Genomic DNA, 21,584 nt, shown 5'->3' with positions numbered 1-21,584 from the left:
GCGCCGTGGCCACCACCGCGGTGGCCGGGCTGGAGCTGCTGCGGCTGGGGGTGGTGGGCGCCGACGGGCTCCCCCTCGCCGGGCTGCGGATCGACGACCTGCCGCTCGAGCAGGCCACCGGGATCGCCGGCTACGACCAGCTGGTCGTCGGCGGCTGGGACCTGGACGGGTCCGACCTCTACAAGGCCGCCGAGCAGCACGGCGTGCTCGACGCCCACCAGCTCGCGCAGGCCGAGCCCCTCCTGTCGACCCTCACCCCCTGGCCCGCCGCCGGCGACGCCGACTTCTGCCGCAACGTGACCGGCGGCAACGTCGTGCTCGCCGAGGGCCGCCGCGCCCAGGTGGACGCCGTCCGCGCCGACCTGCGCCGGTTCCGCGAGGAGCAGCAGCTCGACGGGCTGGTGCTGCTCAACCTCGCCTCCACCGAGCGCTGGCCCGACCCGGCCGCGCCCTGCCTGCAGACCCCCGAGGCGTTCGAGGCGGGGCTGGACGCCGACGACCGGGCGATCACCCCGGCGATGGTCTACGCCTACGCGGCCATCACCGAGGGCGTGGGCTACGCCAACTTCACCCCGTCGCTGTCCGCCGACGTCCCGGCGCTGGTGCAGCTGGCCGAGCAGCGCGGCGTACCGATCGCCGGCAAGGACGGCAAGACCGGCCAGACGATGATGAAGACGGTGCTCGCGCCCGCCTTCCGCAGCCGCGCGCTCACCGTCGAGGGCTGGTACTCCACCAACATCCTCGGCAACCGGGACGGGCTCGCGCTCGACGACCCGGCGTCGCTGGAGAGCAAGCTGCAGACCAAGGGCAAGGTGCTCGACTCGATCCTCGGCTACCCGGTCGAGGACCACGTCGTCCGGATCGACTACTACCGGCCCCGCGGCGATCAGAAGGAGGCCTGGGACGCGATCGACCTGGTCGGTTTCCTCGGCCAGCGGATGCAGCTCAAGGTCGACTTCCAGTGCCGGGACTCGATCCTGGCCGCGCCGCTCGCCGTGGAGATCGTCCGGCTGGTCGACCTCGCCCAGCAGCGCGGCGAGGGCGGCGTGCAGCGGCACCTGGGCTGGTTCTTCAAGGCGCCGATCACCGCGGACGGCAGCACCCCGGAGCACGCGCTGCACCGCCAGGAGAGCGTCCTGCTCGACTGGCTCCGGGACGGCGCCGCCACCGGCGACCGGGCGTGACGGCGGCACCCCGACCCTCGACCGCCCCCGCGCTGCACCCGCTGCGCCCGCTGCTGCGCGAGATCGGCGACGCCAAGCGCGTGCGCACCGCGTCGGCGCCCGGCTCGCTCGCCGAGCAGGCGTTCGGCCGCGCGTGGGCCCGGCTGGTCGAGGGCGAGGACCCCGGGACGGTGGCGCTGTCGGAGACCGCGGCCGCGGTCGCCCGGGCCCGGCTGGCCGGCATCGATGCCACCGTCCTGGCCACCGCCGGGCTGAGCAGCGACGAGGCCCAGCAGGTGCTGCGGCGCGCCTTCGACGAGGTCAGCGGCGGCATCGACGCGGAGCTGGCCGACCGGCTGCGGGCGGCGCTGCCCGCCGTCCGCCCGGCCGGCCCACCCCCGGCCCTGACGGCCGCCCTCAACCGCCAACCCCGGGCCGGGGCCACCAGCCCCGGCCGGCCGCGGATCGTCGTCGAGCCACCGGAGAGCCACGGCGACCACTGCCTCACCGTCGCCGTCTACGGCTGCCTGATCGCGCCCGCGGTGGGCGCCGACCCGGTCACGCCGTTCCTCGTCGGGCTCGCCCACCACCTGCACAACGTGGTGCTCCCCGACGCCGGGTTCGCCGGCGAGGTGCTGCTCGGCGACGCGCTGGACCGGGTGATCGGCACGCTGGAGAGCCGCGAGCTGGCCACCCTGCCGGCGCCGCTGGCCGAGCAGCTGCGGGGCGTGCTCCCGCTGCGCGCCGACGCGGTGGCGCCGGAGTCGCAGGCCTTCCACGCCGCCGACGTGCTCGACCGGGTGCTGCAGGTGCACCACCACGCCCGCGCGGCCGCCTTCACCGCCGCGCAGGCGCTGGACGACCTGGAGCTGGTGCACGCCGGGCCGGTGCAGGCGTTCCACCTCGACGTCCTCGCCGCGGCCGGGTTGTGAGCGCCGCGGTGACGGTGGCCGGGGTGCCGGTGGTCGACGGCATCCCGTTCGCCCGCGCCGGCCGGGAGGAGCTGCGCGACCGGGTCTGCGACCTGCTGGCCGACGGCGAGGTGGACCGGGCGCGGGTCGCCCTGCTCGCCGACGCCGACGACTGGTGGACCGAACCGGCACCGCCGGCCGACCAGCTCGCCCGGGTGCCGGCGGCGGCGACCCTGCGCGAGGCGATGCAGTTGCTCGGCATGGGCCGGGTGGGCGACTACTTCGCGCACCGCTGGTCCGACCCGACGCACCTCGCCGGGCTGGCGCTGCTCGGGCAGCACTGGCCCGGTGACCGGCCGGTCGTCGACGTCGCCTGCGGCATCGGCACCCAGCTCCGCGAGCTCGCGCGCCGTGGGCTGCCGGACCTGCTCGGGGTGGACGTGGTCTGGTCCAAGCTGTGGCTGGCGCAGCGCTTCGTCTGCCCCGGCGCGCGCTACGTGTGCGCCGACGTCACCGCCCTGCCGGAGCTGCCGGACCTGCCGGTGCGCGGCCCGGCCTACGTCGTCTGCACCGACGCCTTCTACTTCGTCCGGGACAAGCCCGCCGCCGCGGCGGCCATGGCCCGGCTGGCGGGGCCCGGCGGCACCGTCGTCGTGGGGCACGCGCACGTGGCCGACCCGCACGGCGCGCCCCTGCCGCCCGACGAGTACGCGCGGCTGCTCGACGCCACCGTGCTCTACGACGACGAGGAGCTGACCCGCTCGCTGCTCGAGCACCGGCCGCCCCGCCCGGCACCCGCCGCCGACCTGGTCGGCAGCGAGGCCGTCGGCCTGGTGGCCGGCGACCTCCGGTCCCCCGCCCCGGTCGACCTGGGCGAGCCGCTCGGCCCGCTGCGGCCCAACCCCCTCTACGTCGACGGCGCGCTGCGCTGGCCCAGCGAGCGGTACGCCGCCGAGTACGGCCCCCGCTCGGCGTACCTGCCGGCGCGCTGGCCCGACCCCCTGCCGGCCGACGCGGCCCGCCGGCGGCTGCTGGTCGACCTGCCGGAGCACTGGTGACCGGGGTCGGGTGGGGGGTGGCCGGCTGCGGCTGGGTGGCCCGCGACCACGCGCTGCCGGCGTTGCGGCAGGTGCCCGGCGCCCGGCTGGTGGCCCTGCACGACCGCGACCCGGCTGCCCTGGCCCGGGTGCCGGCCCAGGCGCCGGCACCCGAGGTCCGGAGCACCACCGACCTGGCGGACTTCCTGGCCACCCCCGGCCTGGACGCCGTGTACGTCGCGGTGCCCAACTCCGCGCACCGGCAGGTCGTCGAGGCGGCCGCCGCCGCGGGCGTCGCGGTGCTGTGCGAGAAGCCGCTGGCCGCCGACGTCGCCGACGCGGAGGCCGCGGTCGCCGCGGCCGATCGCGCCGGCGTGCTGCTGGGCACCGCCTTCGACCAGCGCTGGCACCCCGCGCACGTGCGGCTGCGCGAGCTGGTGCCCGAGCTCGGCACGGTCACCGCCGTCCGGGTCGTCTACTGCTGCTGGCTGCCGGCCGACTGGTCGCCCGACGGCGCGCCGCACGACAACTGGCGGGTCGACCGGGCCCGCGCCGGGGGCGGCGCCGCCATCGACCTGGCGCCGCACGGCCTGGACCTCGCGGGGGTGCTGCTCGGCGAGGACGTCGTCGAGCTCACCGCGGTGCTGCAGTCCCGCGTGCAGGACTACCCGGTCGACGACGGCGCGCTGCTCACCGGGCGCACCGCGAGCGGCGTGCTGGTCGACCTGCACGTCGCCTACAACACCCCCGACGCGCTCCCCCGACGCCGGCTGGAGGTGGTCGGCACCCGCGGCCTGGCGGTCGCCGTCGACACGATGGGCCAGACCGCCGGCGGCTCGCTGACGCTGCACCGCCCCGAGCCGGTCGACGTCCCGTTCGCCGGCACCGACCCGTTCAGCGAGCAGTTCGCCGGCTTCGGGGGCGCCGTCGCCGGCACCTCGCCCTGGCCGTACCCGGCCGACCGCGACCTCGCCCTGCACCGCCTGCTCGTGCAGGCCCTCGACACCGCCACCGACCGTTCCGGAGTCGCCCCGTGACCTCGCCCGACACCAACCCCTACCGCGGCCTGCTGCCCGACCTGCCCGCCTTCGCCTGCACCAACTGCGGGCACTGGCAGCGCTGGCCCGCACCCGGGCCGCAGGTCTGCCCGGTCTGCGCCGACGTGCGCAACGCCCTGCCCGAGCACGGCTTCGAGTTCGTCACCGCCAAGGAGGCCGACGAGCTGGTCACCGGCTTCTGGCGGCCCACCGCCGTCGCCGGGGTGACCGAGTTCGGCACCGAGCCGCGCTTCGGGCTGGACAGCCGCGGCTGGGTGATCGAGACCGACGCCGGGCTGGTCGGCTTCGAGTGCGCCCCCTGGTACACGGCGGACATGCTGGCCGAGCTGCGCCGGATGGCGGCCGAGAAGGGCGGCTTCGACGTGCTGGCGTCCAGCCACGTGCACGGCTACGGCGCGCTGTGGCAGCTGCAGCAGGAGCTGGAGCCGGCCACCGTCTGCGTCGGGGTGCGCGACCTCGAGTGGACCAAGGCCTTCCGGGTCACCTGGCCGGCCGACGACGTGCTGGAGCTCGCGCCCGACCTGACCCTGCACCGCACCGGCGGCCACTTCCCGGGGCACTCGGTGCTGCACGACAGCCGGCGCGGCGTGCTGTTCTGCGGCGACTCGCTCAAGGTCGACCTGGACGCCGACGGCGCCCCGGTCGGCCTGAGCGCGCACAAGGCGTTCCACGCGCAGATCCCGCTGTCGCACGGCGAGCTGCGCGAGTACCTGGCGGTCGTCGCCGAGCTGGAGTTCGGCGCCGTGGCCACGCCGTTCGAGCTGGTCCCGGGGGTCACCACCGACCACGTCGTCCACCTGGTGCAGCGGTTGCTCTCGCGCCGGCCGGACGCCTCGCCCGTCGCGCTGGCGGAGCTGTGAGCACGCCCACCCAGCGGTACCTCGCCTCGTTCCCCGACGGCGTCGAGGAGTTCGCGGTCGAGGGCCTGGACACCCTCGACGTCCCGCTGCACAGCGCGTTCCTGGCCTCCTCGCCGGCGCACCCCGGCGGCAGCGGGCTCGGCTACGGCGCCACCCGCGAGGAGGCCCGCACCGGCGCGCTCGGCGAGATGGCCGAGATGGCGCTGTCCATCCGCGCCCACCAGGGCCTGGACCGGGTGCACGGCTCCTACCGGGAGCTGGCCCGCACCGAGGGCCGCGACCGGGTGCAGGACCCGCGCACGCTCTGCCTGGAGGCCGGCAGCGACTACGACGACGACCGGTCGCTGCAGTGGCTGCCGATGACCCGCACCCGGGACGGCGAGCAGGTGCTGGTCCCCGCCGAGCTGGTCGTCTCCGCCCCCGAGGAGCTGCCCGGCGACCCGCCGCCCGCCGGCTGGCTGACCACCGTCATCACCAACGGGCAGGGTGCGGCGTTCGACGCCGACCGGGCGGTCCGGCACGCGGTGCTGGAGCTGCTGCAGCGCGACGGCAACGCCACCACCTTCCGGGCGCTGGACCAGGGCGTGGTGCTCGACCTGGCCGGGCTGCGCGACCCCGACGCGCTGGCGCTGCTCGACCGGCTCGACGCCGCCGGCATCGACGTGCTGGTCAAGCTGGCGAGCAGCGAGCACGGCGTCGTCTCCGTGTACGCCGTCGGCTGCTCGCGCGACGGCTCGGAGCCCGACCCGGTGATGGTCACCGCGTGCGGCGAGGCCGCCGACCCCGACCCGGACGCCGCCGTGCGCAAGGCGCTGTTCGAGTTCGCCGCCGCCCGCAGCCGCAAGGCGTTCATGCACGGCCCGCTGGACGCGGTCGCCGCCGCCACGCCCCCCGGCTACCTGGACCAGTGGCTGCGCGGGCACCCGCCGGAGCGGATGGTCGAGGAGGACCGGGCGCTGCAGGCGATGCTCGGCTGGACCCGGCTGGGCACCGACCGGCTGACCGACCTGCTGCGCGGCTCGGTGCTGTCCCGGCGGAGCACCGTGGCGCTGGCCGACCTGCCCGCCGGCGGGGCCGACGTGCTGGCCGGGCTGACCGCCGAGGGGCTCGACGTGCTGGTCGACCTGCAGCCCTCGCAGGGCGACGCGGTGGCGGCCAAGGTGCTCGTGCCGGGCCTGGAGGCGGAGACCATGTCCTACGGCCGGATCGGCGAGCGCGGGGTGCGCCGGCTGCTCGACCGCGAGGGCCCGGGCGCCGGGCTCGCCGTCGTCGGGGCCGACCCGGGCGGCTGGGCGCGGGTGCACCTGACCGCCGACGCCGAGGAGCGGCTGGGCGGCCCGGCCTGGTTCGACCGCGCCGGCGCCGACCGCGTCGTCGGCGAGCTGTACGCCCTGTACCGAGAGCCCGGCCGGCACGTGGCAGCGCTGGCGGCGGGGGTGGCGTCGTGAGCCTGCGCTACGCCTACAACACCAACGGGCTCACCTCCCACCGGCTGGACGACGCACTGGCCTTCCTGGCCGACAGCGGCTACGCCGGGGTCGCGCTGACCCTCGACGTGCACCACCTGGACCCCTTCGCCGACGACGCGTTCGCCCAGGCCGAGCGGGTGCGCCGCCGCTGCGACTCCCTCGGCCTGGGGGTGGTGGTCGAGACCGGGGCCCGCTTCCTGCTCGACCCGCGGGTCAAGCACGAGCCGACCCTCGTGCACCCCACGGCGGAGGGACGGGAGCGCCGGCTCGCCTACCTGCGGCTGGCCTGCGACCTCGCAGAGGTGCTGCAGGCGGAGGCGGTCAGCTTCTGGGCCGGGGTGCCGCAGCCCGGCGTCGACCGCGACGACGCCTGGCGCTGGCTGGTGACCGGGGTGCGGGAGCTGGTCGGCAGCCACGGCGGGCGGTCCTACGCGCTGGCCGTCGAGCCGGAGCCCGGGATGCTCGTCGAGGACGCCGACGACTGGGCAGCGCTCGCCGCCGCGGTGCCGGGGCTGACCCTCGCGCTGGACACCGGGCACTGCGTCGTCAGCGGCCGGTACTCCCCGCAGGAGGCGGTGACCGCGTTCGGGCCGCACCTGGGCGCGGTCGCCGTCGAGGGGATGCGCCGCGGCGTGCACGACCACCTGCCGCTGGACGAGGGGGACGTCGACCTCCCCGCGGTGCTCGCCGCGCTGCGGGGCTGCGGCTACGACCGGCTGGTGAGCCTCGAGCTCTCCCGCGACGGCCACCGGGCGCACCAGATGGTGCCCCGTTCCATCGAGCTGCTCAGAGAGGCCGAGAACGTGAGGACCCCGGCATGAGGATCTGCTTCGTCAGCCGCCGCTACTGGCCCGCGGTCAGCGGGATGAGCGTCTACGCGGAGAACCTGCTGCGCGAGCTGGTCGCGCTCGGGCACGACGTCACCCTGGTCAGCCAGTACCGCGACGACGAGGCCGGCACCCGGGTGTACGGCGGCGGGCCTCCCCCGGCCTCCCGGGTGCCCGCCGGGGTCGAGGTGCACGCGCTGCCCAGCCGCGGCGAGACCGTCGTCCCCGCCGACTGGGAGGGGGACATCGAGGACATCGTGCGCACCGTCGTCGGGCTGCACGAGCAGCGGCCCTTCGACGTGCTGCACGCCCAGTACGGCTACCCGCCGGGCCTGGCGGTGCTGGAGGCGTCCCGGCGGACCGGGGTGCCGAACCTGGTGAGCATCCAGGGCGGCGACGGCCACTGGGTGGGCACCTGCTGCAGCACGCACGCCGAGGCGATGCGCGCGGTACTCGACCACGCCGGCGCGGTGCTCATCGGCAGCGCCAGCTTCCGCGACGAGGTGGTCGGCAACCTCGGCACCGACCCGGCCCGCTTCACGATCGTGCCGGGCGCCACCGACACCGTCCGCTTCACCCCCGGCGACCGGCCGCTCGGCAGCCTCGCCGACCCGCCGGTGCTGCTGTTCCACGGCCGGGTCGACCGGCGCAAGGGCGTGCTGGACCTGCTCGAGGCGCTGCCCGACGGCGTCCGGCTGGTGGTCTCGGGCATCGGCCCCGACCTCGACGAGGCGCGGTCGCGGGCCGACGAGCGCACCACCTTCCTCGGCTACGTGCCCCCCGACGAGGCGCCGGCGGTCTACCGGTCGGCCGACGTGTTCGTCAGCCCCACGTACAGCGAGGGGTTCAGCAACACGCTGCTGGAGGCGATGGCCAGCGGCCTGCCCACGGTGAGCACCGACAGCGTCGGCGTCGTCGACTGCCTCCGGCACGAGGAGAACGGGCTGCTGCACGAGCCGGGCGACGTCACGGGCCTGCGCAAGGAGCTGGACCGGCTGCTCAGCGACGCGGACCTGCGCACCCGGCTGGCGACCACCGCGCTGGAGGAGGTGCGCCGGCTGTACTCCTGGCCGGTGCTGGCCCGCAGCATCGACGGCGTCTACGCCGAGCTGGCCGGCACGGCGCCGGACCTCGACTGGACCGCCCCGGCGACCGTCGACCCGAGCTGCCGGTTCCGGTCCGCGGCGCACCTGCTCTGATGCGGGTGCTCGCGGTCAGCCCGCACCTGGACGACGCGGCGTTCTCCGCCGGGGCGACGCTGGCGGCGCTGGCCGACGCCGGGCACCGGGTCACCGTCGTCACCTGCTTCACCCGCAGCGTGCCCGACCCGACCGGCTTCGCGCTGGCCTGCCAGCTGGACAAGGGGCTGCCCGCCGGCGCCGACTACATGGCCCTGCGCCGCGCCGAGGACGCGGCCGCGACGGCGGTGCTCGGCGCGGCGGGGGTGCACCTGGACCTGCCCGAGGCGCCGCACCGCGGGTACACCAGCGCAGCCGACCTGTTCGCCGGCGTCCACCCGGGTGACGACGTCTGGCGCGAGGTGGCGGACCGGCTGGCCGGGCACGAGGCCGACCTCTGGCTGGCGCCGCAGGCGCTGGGCGCCCACGTCGACCACCTCCAGGTGCTGCGCGCGGTCGCCTCGCTGGACCGGCCGGTGCTGTGGTGGCGGGACAGCCCGTACGTGCTGCGCCGCCCCGACGCCGCGCCCGGCGCCGACCTCCCGCCCGGGATGTCCCCGGTGCAGCTGCCGCAGCTGCCGGACCGGCGCGCCGACGCCTGCGCCTGCTACGCCACCCAGCTGGGCTTCCAGTTCGGCGGCGAGGCGGGGATGCGCGCCGCGCTGGCCGGGCTGCCGGAGGTGCTGCTCGCCGGGGCGGCGGCCCGGGACGCGCTGCCGGTGCCCGCGCCGGCCCGCTGATCCGCTCCGCCGTCAGGCGGGCGGCAGGATCCAGGTGTCCTTGCTGCCGCCGCCGCGGCCGGAGCTGACCAGCAGCGACCCCTCGTCCAGCGCGACCCGGGTCAGCGGCGCGGGCAGCGCCCGGGTGGTGGTGCCGGCGACGGTGAACACCCGCAGGTCCGCCCGCCGCGGCACGACGAGCCCGTCGACGACGGTGGGCACGGTGGAGAAGTCGACCGGCTCCTGGGCGACGAACCGGTGCGGCGCGGCCGCGACCTCCACCTGCAGCTCGGCGAGCTGGGTCGCCGAGCACGCCGGGCCGAACACCACGCCCGAACCGCCGTAGCCGTCGACCGGCTTGACCACCAGCTCGTGCAGCCGGTCGCGCACCTCGGCGAGGTCCTCGTCGTCGGCGAGCACCCAGGTGCGGACGCCGTCCAGCAGCGGCTCCTCCCCCAGGTAGAACCGGATCATCTCCGGCACGTACCGGTAGACGGCCTTGTCGTCGGCGACGCCGTTGCCCGGCACGTTGGCCAGGGCGAGCTGCCCCGCGCGCACCGCGTCGCCGAGCAGCACGTCGACCGGGGTGCCGATCGGGGTGACGTGCCCGGCCAGCTCGGTCTCCTCGAACCGCCGGTAGAGGACGTCGACCGGCTGCCGCTCGCCGTCCACCTGCACCGCGACCCCGCCGTCGGGCCGCGGCCACAGCCGGTCGGGGGTGACGACGGCGGCGCCCAGCGCCCCGGCGAGCAGCCGGTGCTCGAACCACGCGGAGTTGGCCGGGCCGTCGGTGAGCAGCCCCAGCCGCGGCACCCCGTCGCAGCCGGGCGGGGCGGCGTCGGCCAGGGCGGCGCGCAGCAGCGCCGACGCCTCGGCCGGGTCGGCGAGCCCGGCGGCCTCGCCGGCCGCGTACAGGCCGGGCAGCGCCGCGCGGCCGCTGTCCCGGTTGGCCAGCGCGTACCCGATCCCCGAGGGCACCCGCAGGTTGTCCTCGAGCACCACCCAGCCACCGGGCCCGCGCAGCAGGTCGAAGCCGGCGACGGTGGCCCGCTGCTGGCCGGCGGCGGCCAGGCCCACCGCCGTCGCCCGGAAGCCGGGGCTGGCGGAGACCACCCGCTCGGGCACCCGCCCGGCGCGGACCACCTCGGCGTGCCGGTCGGGGTCGCTGCGCCGCCGCCCACCGGGCCGGTAGACGTCGGCGAGGAAGGCGTTGAGGGCCCGGGTGCGCTGCTCGGCGCCGCGGCTGAGCAGCGCCCAGTCCTCGGCCGGCAGCACCCGGGGCACCGGGCAGAACGGGAAGGGCCGCTCCTCGACGCGGCCGTCGACGAAGCTGCCGAAGACCACGCCCCGGGCGCGCCGCTCCTGGGCCATCGCGCCCACCACGGCGGCGACGCCGACGGCGCCGAGCGCGTCCAGCGCACCGGCCACCGGCGCGTAGCCCGCGCGCACCCGGCCGGCCGGGTCCACGGCCTCGTCCACGGCCGAACCGGGGTACCGGGCGAAGACGCCGGTGTCGCTCATCGCGCCCTCACGCCGCCGATGGAAGCACGGCCGCGCAGCTCAGAGCCAGCGGTCGAACCACTCCGCCACCCGCTCGGCGAGCTCCAGCTGGTTGTCGCGTCCCACGATCGTGTGACCCTCGCCCCGCAGCAGCAGCAGCTCGCTCGGCGCGCCGAGCGCCGACAGCGCCTGGTGGGCCTGCACGGACTCCAGCACCGGCACGTTGGTGTCCCGGTCGCCGTGGCACAGCAGCACCGGCGCGGTCAGCCGGTCCAGCGCGGTCATCGGCGACAGCTCCGCCAGCAGCTCCCGCTCGGTCACCGGGTCGCCGTACTCGGTCACCGACGCCGCGGCCATCCACGGCTCGGTGCCGGCGAAGAACGTCCGCAGGTCGCTCATCCCGGCCAGCGTCGCGCCCGCGGCGAACAGCTCCGGCCAGCGGGTGAGCGCCACCAGGGTGAGGTAGCCGCCGTAGGACCAGCCGTGCGCCCCGATCCGCGCGGGATCGGCCAGGCCGGCCTCGACCAGGTACCGCACGGTGGCCGGCACGTCGGTGAAGGTGTCCGCCCGCGCCGCCCGGTCGTCCAGCGCGGTGAACGCCCGCCCGCGCCCACCGGAGCCGCGGACGTTCGGCGCGAAGACGGTGAACCCCGCGGCCGCCAGCGACTGGGCCAGCGCCGAGTACCCGGGGCGCTCCTGCCCCTCCGGCCCGCCGTGGAAGGTGATGACCGTGCGGTTCGGGCCGTCCACCCCCGGCGGCACGTACAGCCAGCCGTCCAGCTCCGTGCCGTCGCCACCGGGGTAGCGGCGGGCGACCGGCTCGACCAGCAGCTGCGGGTCGGGCCGGTGCGGCGACGCGGGCAGCGGGGTGGCCGGCGTGACGCCGTCCAGCGGCACCCACCACAGCGAGCGGGGCGCCCGCGGGCCGGTCAGCTCGGCCAGCAGGTGGGTGCCGTCGGCGGTCAGCGACCAGCCGGGCAGCACCGGCAGCGGCAGCGGGACGGCGCGCACCAGGTCGCCGCCGTCGAGCTCCCGGACCTCCAGCTCGGTCCCGCCGTCGACGTTCCACACGCACAGCACGGTGCCGTCGGCGCGCAGGGCGTAGGCCTCGAGGTCGGCGTCCGGACGGCGCAGCACCACCTCCGCCTCACCCGGCACCCGGTCGGCCGACAGCGGCACCCGGACCAGCCCGGTGCGGTCGCTGCCCGGCACCCCCGGCAGCCCGGGCAGCGCGGCCCGCAGGTGCAGCGCGGAGCCGTCGGGGGCGAACCGGCCGTCCTCGGACGCCGCCCCGCCGGGTGCGCCGAGCGGCACGGCCCGCCGCTGCACCCCGGTGGCCACGTCGACGAGCACCACGTGCCGGTGGCCGCGCGGGCCGCGGCGGGCCAGCACGGTGCGCTCGTCGGCGGCGACCGCCGTGACCGCGAGGAACCCGCCGCTGGCCAGCGTGCGCTGGGCGCCGGTGGCGACGTCGACCAGCACCACGTCGGCGTCCGGGCCGTCGCCGGGGGCGATCGAGCAGACGTAGTGGCCGGGTGCGGTCCAGCCGCCGGCGAACACGGTGGCCCGCGGGTCGCCGCCGGCCACCAGGTGCCGCTCGCTGCCGTCGGGCCGCACCGCCCACAGCTCCGCGCAGATCGACCCGCCGGGGCTGACCAGGTGGGCCAGCCACCGGCCGTCGGGCGACCAGGCGACGGAGACGACCTCGTCGGCCGGCCCGGACAGCACCGCGGGCGGCGTCCGCTGGTCCAGCGTCGCGACCTCCAGCCGGGGCAGCCCGGACCGGTCGGTCACGTAGGCGACCCGGTCGCCGCCCGGGGCCAGCGCAGGGCACCAGGCACCGGCGGCGCCGGCGATCTCGGCGATGGCGAGGCGCGCCTGCGTGGTCAGGCCGGTCCGGCGCAGCGCGTCGGTCACCAGGGCACCTCCTGGGGCGGGGCGATCAGCGGATCCCGTGCCGCTGCAGCCAGAGTTCCAGCAGACCGGCCTGCCAGAGCTGGTTGGCCCCCAGCGTGGTGCGGTGCGTGTTGGGGGCGGCGAGCAACCGCTCCACGTAGTCGCCGCGGAACAGCCCGCGCTCCCGGGCCTCCGGGGCGCGCAGCGCGTCGCGGACGGTCGCCAGGTACTCGCCGTGCAGGTCGATGATCGCCGGCACCGGGAAGTAGCCCTTCGGCCGGTCGATGACGTCGGCGGGGATGACCGCGCGGGCGGCGTCCTTGAGCACGCCCTTGCCGCCGTGCAGCAGCTTCAGCTCCGGCGGGACGGCGGCGGCGAGCTCGGCGAACTCGTGGTCCAGGAACGGCACGCGGGCCTCCAGCCCCCACGCCATCGTCATGTTGTCCACGCGCTTCACCGGGTCGTCGACCAGCATGATCGTGGAGTCCAGCCGCAGCGCCCTGTCCAGCGTCGTCGCAGCACCCGGGCGGGCGAAGTGGTCGGCGACGAACTGCCGGCTGACGTCCTCGGTGAGCAGCCAGCGCTCGCCGAGGATGCCGGCGAGCTCCCGGTGCGGCCGGTCGATGAACACCCGCGCGTACGCGTCGACGGCCCGGTCGACCGGCACGCCGGCCAGCGGCGGGTACCAGTCGTAGCCGGCCAGCACCTCGTCGGCGCCCTGGCCGCTCTGCACCACCTTCACGTGCTGGCTGACCTGCTGGGAGAGCAGGTAGAAGGCGACCGCGTCGTGGCTGACCTGCGGCTCGGCCATCGCGCCGATGGCGCCGTCCAGGCCCGCGTGCACGTCGGCGCTGGGCACCAGCAGCCGGTGGTGGTCGGTGCCGAAGGTCTCGGCGACGACGTCGGAGTAGGCGAACTCGTCGCCGGAGCGCTCCCCGACCGCCTCGAACCCGATGGAGAAGGTGGCCAGGCCCTTCTGCCCCTCCTCGGCCAGCAGCCCGACGACGAGGCTGGAGTCCAGCCCGCCGGACAGCAGCACGCCCACCGGGACGTCGGCGACCATCCGCCGGCGCACCGCGACCCGGAGCTGGTCGAGCACCCGCTCCTGCCACTCGACGGCGTCCAGCCCGGCGAGCTCCGGGCGGCGCTCGTGCACCGGCCGCCAGTACTCCCAGTCGGACTCCCGCCCGTCGGGCTCGTAGGTGCGCACGGTCGCCGGCGGCAGCTTCCGCACGCCCGCGAGGATCGTGTACGGCGCCGGCACCACGGCGTGGAAGGACATGTAGTGGTGCAGCGCCACCGGGTCGACCTGGGTGTCCACGCCCCCGGCGCGGACCAGGGCCGGCAGCGACGAGGCGAAGCGCAGCCGGCCGGGCCCGGGCGCCAGGTAGAGCGGCTTGATGCCGAACCGGTCGCGGGCCAGCACGACCCGGCCGGTGGCCCGCTCGGCGACGGCGAGGGCGAACATGCCGAGGAAGTGCTCGACGCAGGCGGCGCCCCAGCGGTGGTAGGCCTTGAGCACCACCTCGGTGTCGGAGGTGGAGAAGAAGCGGTAGCCGGCCTGCTGGAGCTCCGCGCGCAGCTCCTGGTAGTTGTAGATGATCCCGTTGAAGACCACGGTGAGCCCGAGCTCGGCGTCGACCATCGGCTGGGCGCCGGCGTCGGTGAGGTCGATGATCTTCAGGCGGCGGTGCCCGAACGCGACCGGGCCGGACTGCCAGCCACCGGACCCGTCCGGCCCGCGCCGCTGCAGCTGGTCGCACATCGACGCGACGGCGGCCATGTCGGCCACCCCGCCGTCGAACCGCACCTCACCCGAGATCCCGCACACGCGCGCTCCTCCCCTGCCCGGCCGCGGCCCGGCTCCGTCCCACGATGACCCGCGGGCGCTCCCTCTGTGCGGACCGGGCCGGCCTGGCGCACACCGGAACGTCCATCCTGGTGCGTTCCACGGCATCCGGCGACCGCACCGTGACCCACCGTCGAGGACACTCCCCGCCCCGTTGTCGAGGCGACCCGCCGGGCCGGGCGTGTCTGCGGGTGTGACTGGTGGGACGCAGATAGTTTGGTGGTCGTCCTGTTCCCGGGCGCGGTCCGCCGTTCGCCGGGAACCGCCCCGTCCGCTGCTGGAGGCCGCCTCTCATGCGCTCCTTGCGTCTCGTGGCGCTCTCCGACGACGGCAAGCGCCTGGTGCTCGCCCCGGACGTCCCGGAGTCGATGGACTCCGGCGAGCGGTTCGAGGTGGCCATCGACGACCGGCTGCGCGCCGCCGTCCGCGGTGACCAGCTGCGCCCCGCGCAGACCTCCCTCGACCTGGGCAACGCGCTGCCGCCGCGGGTCATCCAGGCCCGGATCCGCGCCGGGGAGACCCCCGAGCAGGTGGCCCACGCGTCGGGCACCAGCGTCGAGCGGATCATGCGGTTCGCCCACCCGGTGCTGCAGGAGCGCACCCGCGTCGCCGAGCAGGCCCGCGAGGCGAAGGTGCGGCTGTCCGAGGGCACGCCCACCGTGCCGCTGGAGCAGTTCATGGCCGAGCGGCTGCGGCTGCTCGGCGCCGACCTGGACGCCGTCCGCTGGGACGCGCACCGCGCCGAGGACGGCACCTGGCAGGTGCGCGCCGCGTGGCGGGCCGGGCACAAGTCCGGCACCACGCGCTGGCGCTACGACATCCCCACCAAGACCGTCGCCCCGATCGACGCCGCGACCACCGACTTCGCCGAGGGCACCCGGCTGGTCCGGGTCGTGCCCGACGTGCCGGCCGGGGTCACCGTGCTGCGCGCCCGGCAGCACGGCGACGACCACGACGGCACCGCCGCCGGGCTCGCCGACGACGACCTCGAGCTGCCCGACGACGAGCACGGCACCGCGGGCGACGCGGAGCCGGCCGGGCCCCGCGCCGGCCACGACGAGGACGACGTGCGCAACGTCGTCCCGGTCGACGGCGTGCCGGTGGACGTCCTGCTGGCCACCTCCGACGAGATCCCGCACGACCTGGCCACCCAGGACACCGTGGTGCTCGGCGACCTCACCGACGAGGAGACCTCCGACCCGCGGGCCCGCATCCCCGCCTGGGAGGACATCGTCTTCGGCGTCCGCCGGCACCGCTGACCGCTCCGTAAAGCGGTCGAGACCGTCCGCCCCCGGGCCTAGCCTGGGCGGGCCATGACCGAGAACCGCGCCCCGTCCGCACCGGCCCGGGGCCGGCTCGCCGCGCTGGCCCGGCTGCTCCCGCTCGCCCGCCCCTACCGGGGTCTCATCGCGCTCACCTTCGCCGGTGCGCTGCTGGCGACGCTGGCCCAGCTGGTGGTCCCGCTGGTCACCCAGCGGGTCGTCGACGGGCCGATCGCGGACGGCGACAAGGGCGGGCTGGTCCCGCTGCTGGCGCTCGCGCTGGTCTTCGGCGTCGCCGAGGCGGCGCTGTTCTTCGTGCGCCGCTGGGCGATGGGCAACAGCAGCCTGGCGATCGAGCGCGACCTGCGCGACACCCTCTACCAGCGGCTGCAGCGGCTGCCGGTCGCCTTCCACGAGGGCTGGTCGTCGGGGCAGCTGCTGTCCCGGGCCACCTCGGACGTCGCCACGGTGCGCCGGTTCATCGGCTTCGGCGCCGTCTTCCTCGTCGTCAACCTGGTCACCTGCGCGGTGGTCGGGGTGCTGCTGGTGCTCCTCTACTGGCCGCTGGGGCTCGCGGTGCTGCTCACCGGGGTGCCGCTGGTGATGGTCGGGATGCGCTGGGAGGCCCGCTACAACGAGGAGTCCCGGCAGGTGCAGGACCAGGAGGGCGAGCTGGCCACCGACGTCGAGGAGGCCGTGCAGGGCATCCGGGTGGTCCGGTCGCTGGGTCGCAGCGGCCTGGTGTTCGGCCGCTACGACCGCAAGGCGGTGCGGATGCGGGACCTGCAGCTGGGCAAGGTGCGCACGCTGGCGCTCATCTGGTGCCTGTTCGAGTTCCACCCGCAGGTCACCCTCGGGGTCATCCTGGTCGGCGGCTCGCTGGCGGTGCAGTCCGGCGCGCTCACCCTCGGCGGGCTGGTCGGCTTCGTCGCGCTGTTCACCGTGCTGCTGTGGCCGATCCTGTCGCTGGGGTTCCTGCTCGCCCAGGCCCAGGAGACGGCGAGCGCCTGCGACCGGATCGGCGAGCTGCTCGACGCGCCGCTCACCGTGCAGGACTCCCCGGGTGCCCGGCCGGCCCGGATCGCCCGCCCCGCCCGGCTGCGGTTCGAGCGGACGGTGTTCCGCTTCCCCGGCGCCGGCGCCCCGGTGCTCGACGGCATCGACCTCGACGTCGCCCCCGGCGAGACCGTCGCGCTGGTCGGCGCGACCGGCTCGGGCAAGACCACGATGACCGCCCTGGTGCCGCGGCTGTTCGACGTCACCGGCGGCCGGGTGACCCTCGACGGCTCCGACGTCCGCGACCTGCCGCTCGCCCAGGTGCGCAGCGTCGTCGCGACCGCCTTCGAGGAGGCGACGCTGTTCTCGATGAGCGTCCGGGAGAACGTCACGCTCGGCCGCCCGGACGCGACCGACGCGGACGTCGCCGAGGCGCTGCGGGTCGCCCAGGCCGAGTTCGTGCACGACCTGCCCTGGGGTCTGGACACCCGGATCGGCGAGCAGGGCCTGTCCCTGTCCGGCGGGCAGCGGCAGCGGCTCGCGCTGGCCCGCGCGGTGCTCGGCCGGCCCTCGGTGCTGGTGCTCGACGACCCGCTCTCGGCGCTCGACGTGCACACCGAGGCCAAGGTCGAGCAGGCGCTGCGCGAGGTGCTCGCGGAGACCACCGCCCTGGTGGTCGCGCACCGCGCCTCGACCGTGCTGCTCGCCGACCGGGTCGCGCTGCTGGAGCACGGCCGGATCACCGCGGTCGGCCCGCACCGCGAGCTGCTCGCGACCGTGCCGGCCTACCGCGAGCTGCTCTCCAGCGAGGCGGGGCTGGTCGGTGGTCAGGGGCTCGTCGGTGGTCAGGAGCTGGCCGGCGCCGGCGAGGGGGGCCTCCGGTGACCGCGACGCCGGACGCGGCCGCCGACTGGCGCGGCGTCGCCACCGAGGACGCCGACGAGCTGTCCGCGTCGGCCAGCACGTTCCTGCGCGGCCGCTCGCGGCGGCTGCTCGGTGAGCTGCTGCGACCGCACCGGCGCCGGCTGTGGGTGCTGCTGGGGATCATCCTGGTGCAGAACACCGCCTGGCTGGCCGGCCCGTTCCTGATCGGCGTGGGCATCGACCACGCCGTCCCCGCGCTGCTGGCCGGCGACGCGTGGCCGCTGGTCTGGACGACGACCGCCATGGTCGTCGCCGCGCTGGTCGACACCGTGTTCCGCTGGCTGTTCCTCACCGGCGCCGGGCGGGTCGGGCAGGCGGTGCTGCTCACCCTGCGCCGGCGGGTGTTCCGGCACGTGCAGCACCTGCCGCTGTCGTTCCACGAGCGGTACACCTCGGGGCGGACGATCAGCCGGCTCACCAGCGACGTCGAGGCGCTGGCCGAGCTGCTCGACGAGGGCCTCGACGGGCTGCTGACCGCGCTGTTCAGCATCACCGCGGTCGGGGTCGTGCTGCTGGTGCTCGACTGGCGGCTCGGGCTGGTCGCGCTGGCCGGGCTGCCGCTGCTGTACCTGGTGGCCCGCTGGTTCCAGCGGCAGTCGACGCTCGCCTACCGGCGCACCCGGGAGACCATCGCCGCGCTGATCGTCCAGTTCACCGAGACCTTCGGCGGCATCCGCGCCGTGCAGGCCTTCCGCCGGGAACGGCGCAACGACGAGCTGCACGCGGAGCTCAACGAGGCCAACCGGGAGGCCAACCACCGCGCGTTCTGGCTGATCGCGGTCTTCGTGCCGACGGTGACGATGATCGGGAACCTGGTCACCGTCGCGGTGCTCGGCTACGGCTCGGTGCTCGTCATCGACGACGCGCTGACCGTGGGCGTGCTGACGTCGTTCCTGTTCTACCTGCGCCGGTTCTTCGACCCGCTGCAGGACATCGCGATGTTCTACAACAGCTACCAGTCCGCCGGCGCCGCGCTGGAGAAGCTGTCCGGGGTGCTCGAGGAGCGCTCGACGGTGCCCGAGCCGGTCGATCCGCTGCCGCTGCCGCGGGCCGCCGGGGAGGTGGTCTTCGACGGGGTGCGGTTCGGCTACGGCGCCGCGACGGTGCTGCCCGACCTCGCGCTGACGGTGCCGGCGGGGCAGACCGTCGCGCTCGTGGGGGCCACCGGCGCCGGCAAGTCGACGCTGGCCCGGCTGGCCGCGCGGTTCTACGACCCGGTCGCGGGGCAGGTCCGGCTGGACGGCGTCCCGCTGGACCGGCTCGCCGACGCCGACCTGCGCCGCGCGGTGGTCATGGTGACCCAGGAGAGCTTCCTGTTCTCCGGCTCGATCGCCGACAACATCGCCTTCGGCCGGCCCGACGCGACCCGGGCGGAGATCGAGGCGGCGGCGCGGGCCATCGGCGCCGACGGGTTCGTCCGGGCGCTGCCGGAGGGCTACGACACCGACGTCCGCAAGCGCGGTGGGCGGCTGTCGGCCGGCCAGCGGCAGCTGGTCAGCTTCGCCCGCGCGTTCCTCGCCGACCCGGCGGTGCTGGTGCTGGACGAGGCGACCAGCTCGCTGGACGTGCCCAGCGAGCGGCTGGTGCAGCGGGCGCTGCAGACCCTGCTGGCCGACCGGACGGCGCTGATCATCGCCCACCGGCTGTCGACGGTGGAGATCGCCGACCGGGTGCTGGTGATGGACGCCGGGCGGATCGTCGAGGACGGCCCGCCCGCCGAGCTGGTCGCCGGCACCGGCCGGTTCGCCGACCTGCACCGGGCGTGGGCGGACAGCCTCGTCTGAACGCCGGGTGCCACTAGGGTCCGGCGGATGGCGGCCCCCTCCCCCTACGTCCTGCTGCCGGGCACCGCGCGGCAGGCGCTGACCGGTTACGCCGAGCTCTTCGGCGGCCGGGCCGAGCTGCACACGTACGCCGACTTCGGCCGCTCCGACGGGCCGGGGGACGCGATCGCCCACGGCGAGCTGGTCGACGGGCCGGTCACGCTGTTCGCGGCCGACGCCGCCGGGGACGAGCCGCCGCTGCGCACCCAGGGCCTCATGCTGTCGCTGCTCGGCGCGGCCGACCCGGCGGCGCTGCGCGCGTGGTTCGCCGGCCTGGCCGACGGCGGCCGGGTCGTCCAGGCCCTCGAGCGCCGCCCCTGGGGCGCCTCCGACGGCCAGGTCGTGGACCGGTACGGGGTGCACTGGCTGATCGGCTTCGAGGAGGACCCGCCGGGCTGAGTGCGGAACAGGTCACCGCGGAAGATCGTTTGCCCTGGGGCCCGGGGCGGGCAGGTACGTCCCGGCAGGGCCGGGACGTCCGGCCACCTCCAGACGGGAGACCCCCATGCCCCCCTCGGTGTCCATGCCGGCCAACGGAGTGCAGGTCGGGTCGTACGACGACTACGCCGCGGCGCAGCGGGCCGTCGACTACCTCTCCGACGAGAAGTTCCCGGTCGAGAACGTGACGATCGTCGGCAGCGACCTGCGCCTGGTCGAGAAGGTGCTCGGCCGGCTCACCCTGGGCCGCGCCGCCGCCGCGGGCGCGGCCAGCGGCGCCTGGTTCGGCCTCTTCGTGGGCCTGCTGCTCGGCATCTTCGCCGACGAGGGCAACTGGCTGGGCTCGGTGCTCACCGGTCTCCTCTTCGGCCTGGTGTTCGGCGCGGTCGCGGGCGCGGTCGGCTACAGCGCCACCCGAGGCCAGCGCGACTTCACCAGCACCAGCCAGGTGGTGGCCGGCCGCTACGACGTGCTGTGCGCGCCGCAGGTCGCCGAGGAGGCGCGGGCGCACCTGGCCCGCCTCGCGCTGCGCGGCTGACGGGCCGGCGAACCGGTCACCAGCCCCCACTGGGGTGCGTGCCGTCGGAGCCGCGGTACGCGTCGACGTTGCCGGTGCCGTTGAGCCCCCGGCGGCCGGACTGCGCTCCGGCGTCGGGGTTCAGCCGGGCACCGCGGGCCCGCGCCCGGCGGTCGTGCACCGCCATCGCCGCGAGCAGCGCCACGAGCAGGACCCCCGCCACCACCAGGAACGTCATGGCGGAACGGTAGGTGTCCGTGACCGGGCGCGCCAGGACGCGGTCAGCGGAGCGTGGCGAAGGCGACCGCGGCCGCGGCGGCCACCCCGAGGGAGTCGACCCCGGTGCGCATCGGGATCCGGGCCCGCACCCGGGCGGCCTGCTGCGCCTCGGGGGTGAGCCCGGGGCCCTCGGCGCCCAGCAGCACCGCCGTCCGCGGGTGCGCGCGGGGGTCGACGTCGGTGAGGTCGACGGCGTCGGCGGCCGGGGTCATCGCCACGGTGAGGTAGCCGGCGTCGTGCAGCCGGTCGAGGTCGGCGGGCCAGTCGCCGAGCACCGCGAACGGCAGGCCCAGCACGTGGCCCATCGACACCCGCACCGAGCGCCGGTACAGCGGGTCGGCGCAGCGGGGGTCCAGCAGCAGGCCGTCGACGCCGAGGGCCACCGCCGAGCGGGCGATCGACCCGAGGTTCTCGTGGTCGTTGAGCGCCTCCAGGACGGCCAGCCGGCGCGGCCGCGCCGGGTCCGGGCCGGCCAGCAGCGCGTCCAGGTCGGCGGGCGGCAGCCGGTCGGCCGAGGCCAGCACGCCCCGGGTGAGCCGGAACCCGATGACGTCGGACAGCACCCACTTGTCGGCTTCGTACGCGGCGACGCCCGCGGGGAGGTCCAGCGCCGCCACCCGCCCGGGGACGCCGAACACCGCGCGCACCGGGTACGGCGAGGCCAGCAGCCGCTCGACCGCGGGCACGCCCTCGACGATCACGGGGCCGGTGCCGCGCTCGGTGCCCGGACGGCGGTCGCCGGCGACGAGGTCGCGGAAGTCGGCCACCCGCTCGTCGCCCGGGTCGGTGATCAGCTCAGGGACGACGGCCACGGCGACGATGATCCCTGCCCGCTCCCCCGGGCTCGGCAGGCGGTGCCCGGCCGGGCACCGCAGGAT

The 21,584-nt window shown here is 76.3% G+C and carries 19 protein-coding genes; 14 read left to right on the top strand and 5 right to left on the bottom strand.

All coding sequences use genetic code 11. From position 1 onward, the window contains the following. Positions 1 to 5: 5 nt before the first annotated feature. From AB0J00_RS20010 to AB0J00_RS19970, 9 genes are read left to right on the top strand one after another with little or no spacing between them, the layout of a single operon-like run. Positions 6 to 1,184: an inositol-3-phosphate synthase gene (locus AB0J00_RS20010; protein WP_357748282.1), complete on the top strand. Its 1,179-nt coding sequence runs from the start codon at positions 6 to 8 to the stop codon at positions 1,182 to 1,184. Continuing rightward, positions 1,181 to 2,095: a hypothetical protein gene (locus tag AB0J00_RS20005; RefSeq protein ID WP_357748280.1), complete on the top strand. Its 915-nt coding sequence runs from the start codon at positions 1,181 to 1,183 to the stop codon at positions 2,093 to 2,095. Before AB0J00_RS20010 ends, AB0J00_RS20005 begins: the two co-directional genes overlap by 4 nt. Further along, entirely contained in the window at positions 2,092 to 3,132 is a 1,041-nt protein-coding gene (locus tag AB0J00_RS20000) for a methyltransferase domain-containing protein (RefSeq protein WP_357748277.1), read from the top strand. Before AB0J00_RS20005 ends, AB0J00_RS20000 begins: the two co-directional genes overlap by 4 nt. Next, the gene (locus tag AB0J00_RS19995; protein WP_357748275.1) at positions 3,129 to 4,148 is read left to right on the top strand and encodes a Gfo/Idh/MocA family oxidoreductase; all 1,020 of its coding nucleotides are present in this window, start codon (positions 3,129 to 3,131) and stop codon (positions 4,146 to 4,148) included. The genes AB0J00_RS20000 and AB0J00_RS19995 overlap by 4 nt, the downstream gene beginning before the upstream one ends. Next, a complete protein-coding gene (locus AB0J00_RS19990; RefSeq protein ID WP_357748272.1) occupies positions 4,145 to 5,029 on the top strand; it encodes an MBL fold metallo-hydrolase in 885 nt (294 codons plus the stop codon). The genes AB0J00_RS19995 and AB0J00_RS19990 overlap by 4 nt, the downstream gene beginning before the upstream one ends. Further along, a complete protein-coding gene (locus AB0J00_RS19985; protein WP_357748270.1) occupies positions 5,026 to 6,477 on the top strand; it encodes a YcaO-like family protein in 1,452 nt (483 codons plus the stop codon). The genes AB0J00_RS19990 and AB0J00_RS19985 overlap by 4 nt, the downstream gene beginning before the upstream one ends. Further along, a complete protein-coding gene (locus AB0J00_RS19980) occupies positions 6,474 to 7,319 on the top strand; it encodes a sugar phosphate isomerase/epimerase family protein (protein WP_357748267.1) in 846 nt (281 codons plus the stop codon). The genes AB0J00_RS19985 and AB0J00_RS19980 overlap by 4 nt, the downstream gene beginning before the upstream one ends. Further along, on the top strand, positions 7,316 to 8,524 hold the full coding sequence (locus tag AB0J00_RS19975; RefSeq protein ID WP_357748265.1) for a glycosyltransferase family 4 protein: 1,209 nt from the start codon (positions 7,316 to 7,318) through the stop codon (positions 8,522 to 8,524). Before AB0J00_RS19980 ends, AB0J00_RS19975 begins: the two co-directional genes overlap by 4 nt. Further along, positions 8,524 to 9,243: a PIG-L family deacetylase gene (locus tag AB0J00_RS19970; protein WP_357748262.1), complete on the top strand. Its 720-nt coding sequence runs from the start codon at positions 8,524 to 8,526 to the stop codon at positions 9,241 to 9,243. The genes AB0J00_RS19975 and AB0J00_RS19970 overlap by 1 nt, the downstream gene beginning before the upstream one ends. Positions 9,244 to 9,255: 12 nt before the next feature. Here AB0J00_RS19970 and AB0J00_RS19965 read toward each other — a convergent pair whose 3' ends face one another. From AB0J00_RS19965 to AB0J00_RS19955, 3 genes are read right to left on the bottom strand one after another with little or no spacing between them, the layout of a single operon-like run. Further along, positions 9,256 to 10,743, bottom strand: coding sequence for a circularly permuted type 2 ATP-grasp protein (locus tag AB0J00_RS19965; protein WP_357748260.1), 1,488 nt, complete (start codon positions 10,741 to 10,743; stop codon positions 9,256 to 9,258). A gap of 39 nt (positions 10,744 to 10,782) precedes the next feature. Further along, positions 10,783 to 12,639: an alpha/beta fold hydrolase gene (locus tag AB0J00_RS19960; protein WP_357748257.1), complete on the bottom strand. Its 1,857-nt coding sequence runs from the start codon at positions 12,637 to 12,639 to the stop codon at positions 10,783 to 10,785. 25 nt (positions 12,640 to 12,664) lie between these two features. Continuing rightward, a complete protein-coding gene (locus tag AB0J00_RS19955) occupies positions 12,665 to 14,449 on the bottom strand; it encodes an N-acetylglutaminylglutamine amidotransferase (protein WP_357748255.1) in 1,785 nt (594 codons plus the stop codon). Between the two features lie 311 nt (positions 14,450 to 14,760). Here AB0J00_RS19955 and sepH point away from each other — a divergent pair, with 311 nt between their 5' ends. From sepH to AB0J00_RS19930, 5 genes are all read left to right on the top strand, one after another. Then, complete coding sequence (gene sepH, locus AB0J00_RS19950) at positions 14,761 to 15,726, top strand: septation protein SepH (RefSeq protein WP_357748253.1); 966 nt, start codon at positions 14,761 to 14,763, stop codon at positions 15,724 to 15,726. Positions 15,727 to 15,780: 54 nt separating this feature from the next. After that, positions 15,781 to 17,610: an ABC transporter ATP-binding protein gene (locus tag AB0J00_RS19945; RefSeq protein ID WP_357748251.1), complete on the top strand. Its 1,830-nt coding sequence runs from the start codon at positions 15,781 to 15,783 to the stop codon at positions 17,608 to 17,610. After that, positions 17,607 to 19,433 carry an ABC transporter ATP-binding protein gene (locus AB0J00_RS19940; RefSeq protein WP_357748248.1) on the top strand — a complete coding sequence of 609 codons (1,827 nt, stop codon included), beginning with the start codon at positions 17,607 to 17,609 and terminating at the stop codon, positions 19,431 to 19,433. Before AB0J00_RS19945 ends, AB0J00_RS19940 begins: the two co-directional genes overlap by 4 nt. Positions 19,434 to 19,460: 27 nt before the next feature. Beyond that, entirely contained in the window at positions 19,461 to 19,871 is a 411-nt protein-coding gene (locus AB0J00_RS19935; protein ID WP_357748246.1) for a VOC family protein, read from the top strand. Positions 19,872 to 19,977: 106 nt separating this feature from the next. Continuing rightward, positions 19,978 to 20,448, top strand: a complete 471-nt coding sequence (locus AB0J00_RS19930; RefSeq protein ID WP_357748243.1) for a general stress protein — start codon at positions 19,978 to 19,980, stop codon at positions 20,446 to 20,448. A 16-nt stretch (positions 20,449 to 20,464) separates the two neighbouring features. On the opposite strand, the gene AB0J00_RS19925 is transcribed toward AB0J00_RS19930, so the two are convergent. Together AB0J00_RS19925 and AB0J00_RS19920 are read right to left on the bottom strand one after the other, a co-directional pair. After that, entirely contained in the window at positions 20,465 to 20,665 is a 201-nt protein-coding gene (locus AB0J00_RS19925) for a hypothetical protein (protein ID WP_357748241.1), read from the bottom strand. Positions 20,666 to 20,708: 43 nt separating this feature from the next. Further along, a complete protein-coding gene (locus AB0J00_RS19920; protein ID WP_357748239.1) occupies positions 20,709 to 21,518 on the bottom strand; it encodes an RNA methyltransferase in 810 nt (269 codons plus the stop codon). Positions 21,519 to 21,584 lie beyond the last annotated feature (66 nt).

The sequence above is a fragment of the Modestobacter sp. NPDC049651 genome, assembly GCF_040659695.1.
Lineage (GTDB): Bacteria > Actinomycetota > Actinomycetes > Mycobacteriales > Geodermatophilaceae > Modestobacter.
The sequence above is the reverse complement of the archived record's forward strand: the minus strand, read 5'-3'. Positions and strand labels throughout refer to the sequence as shown.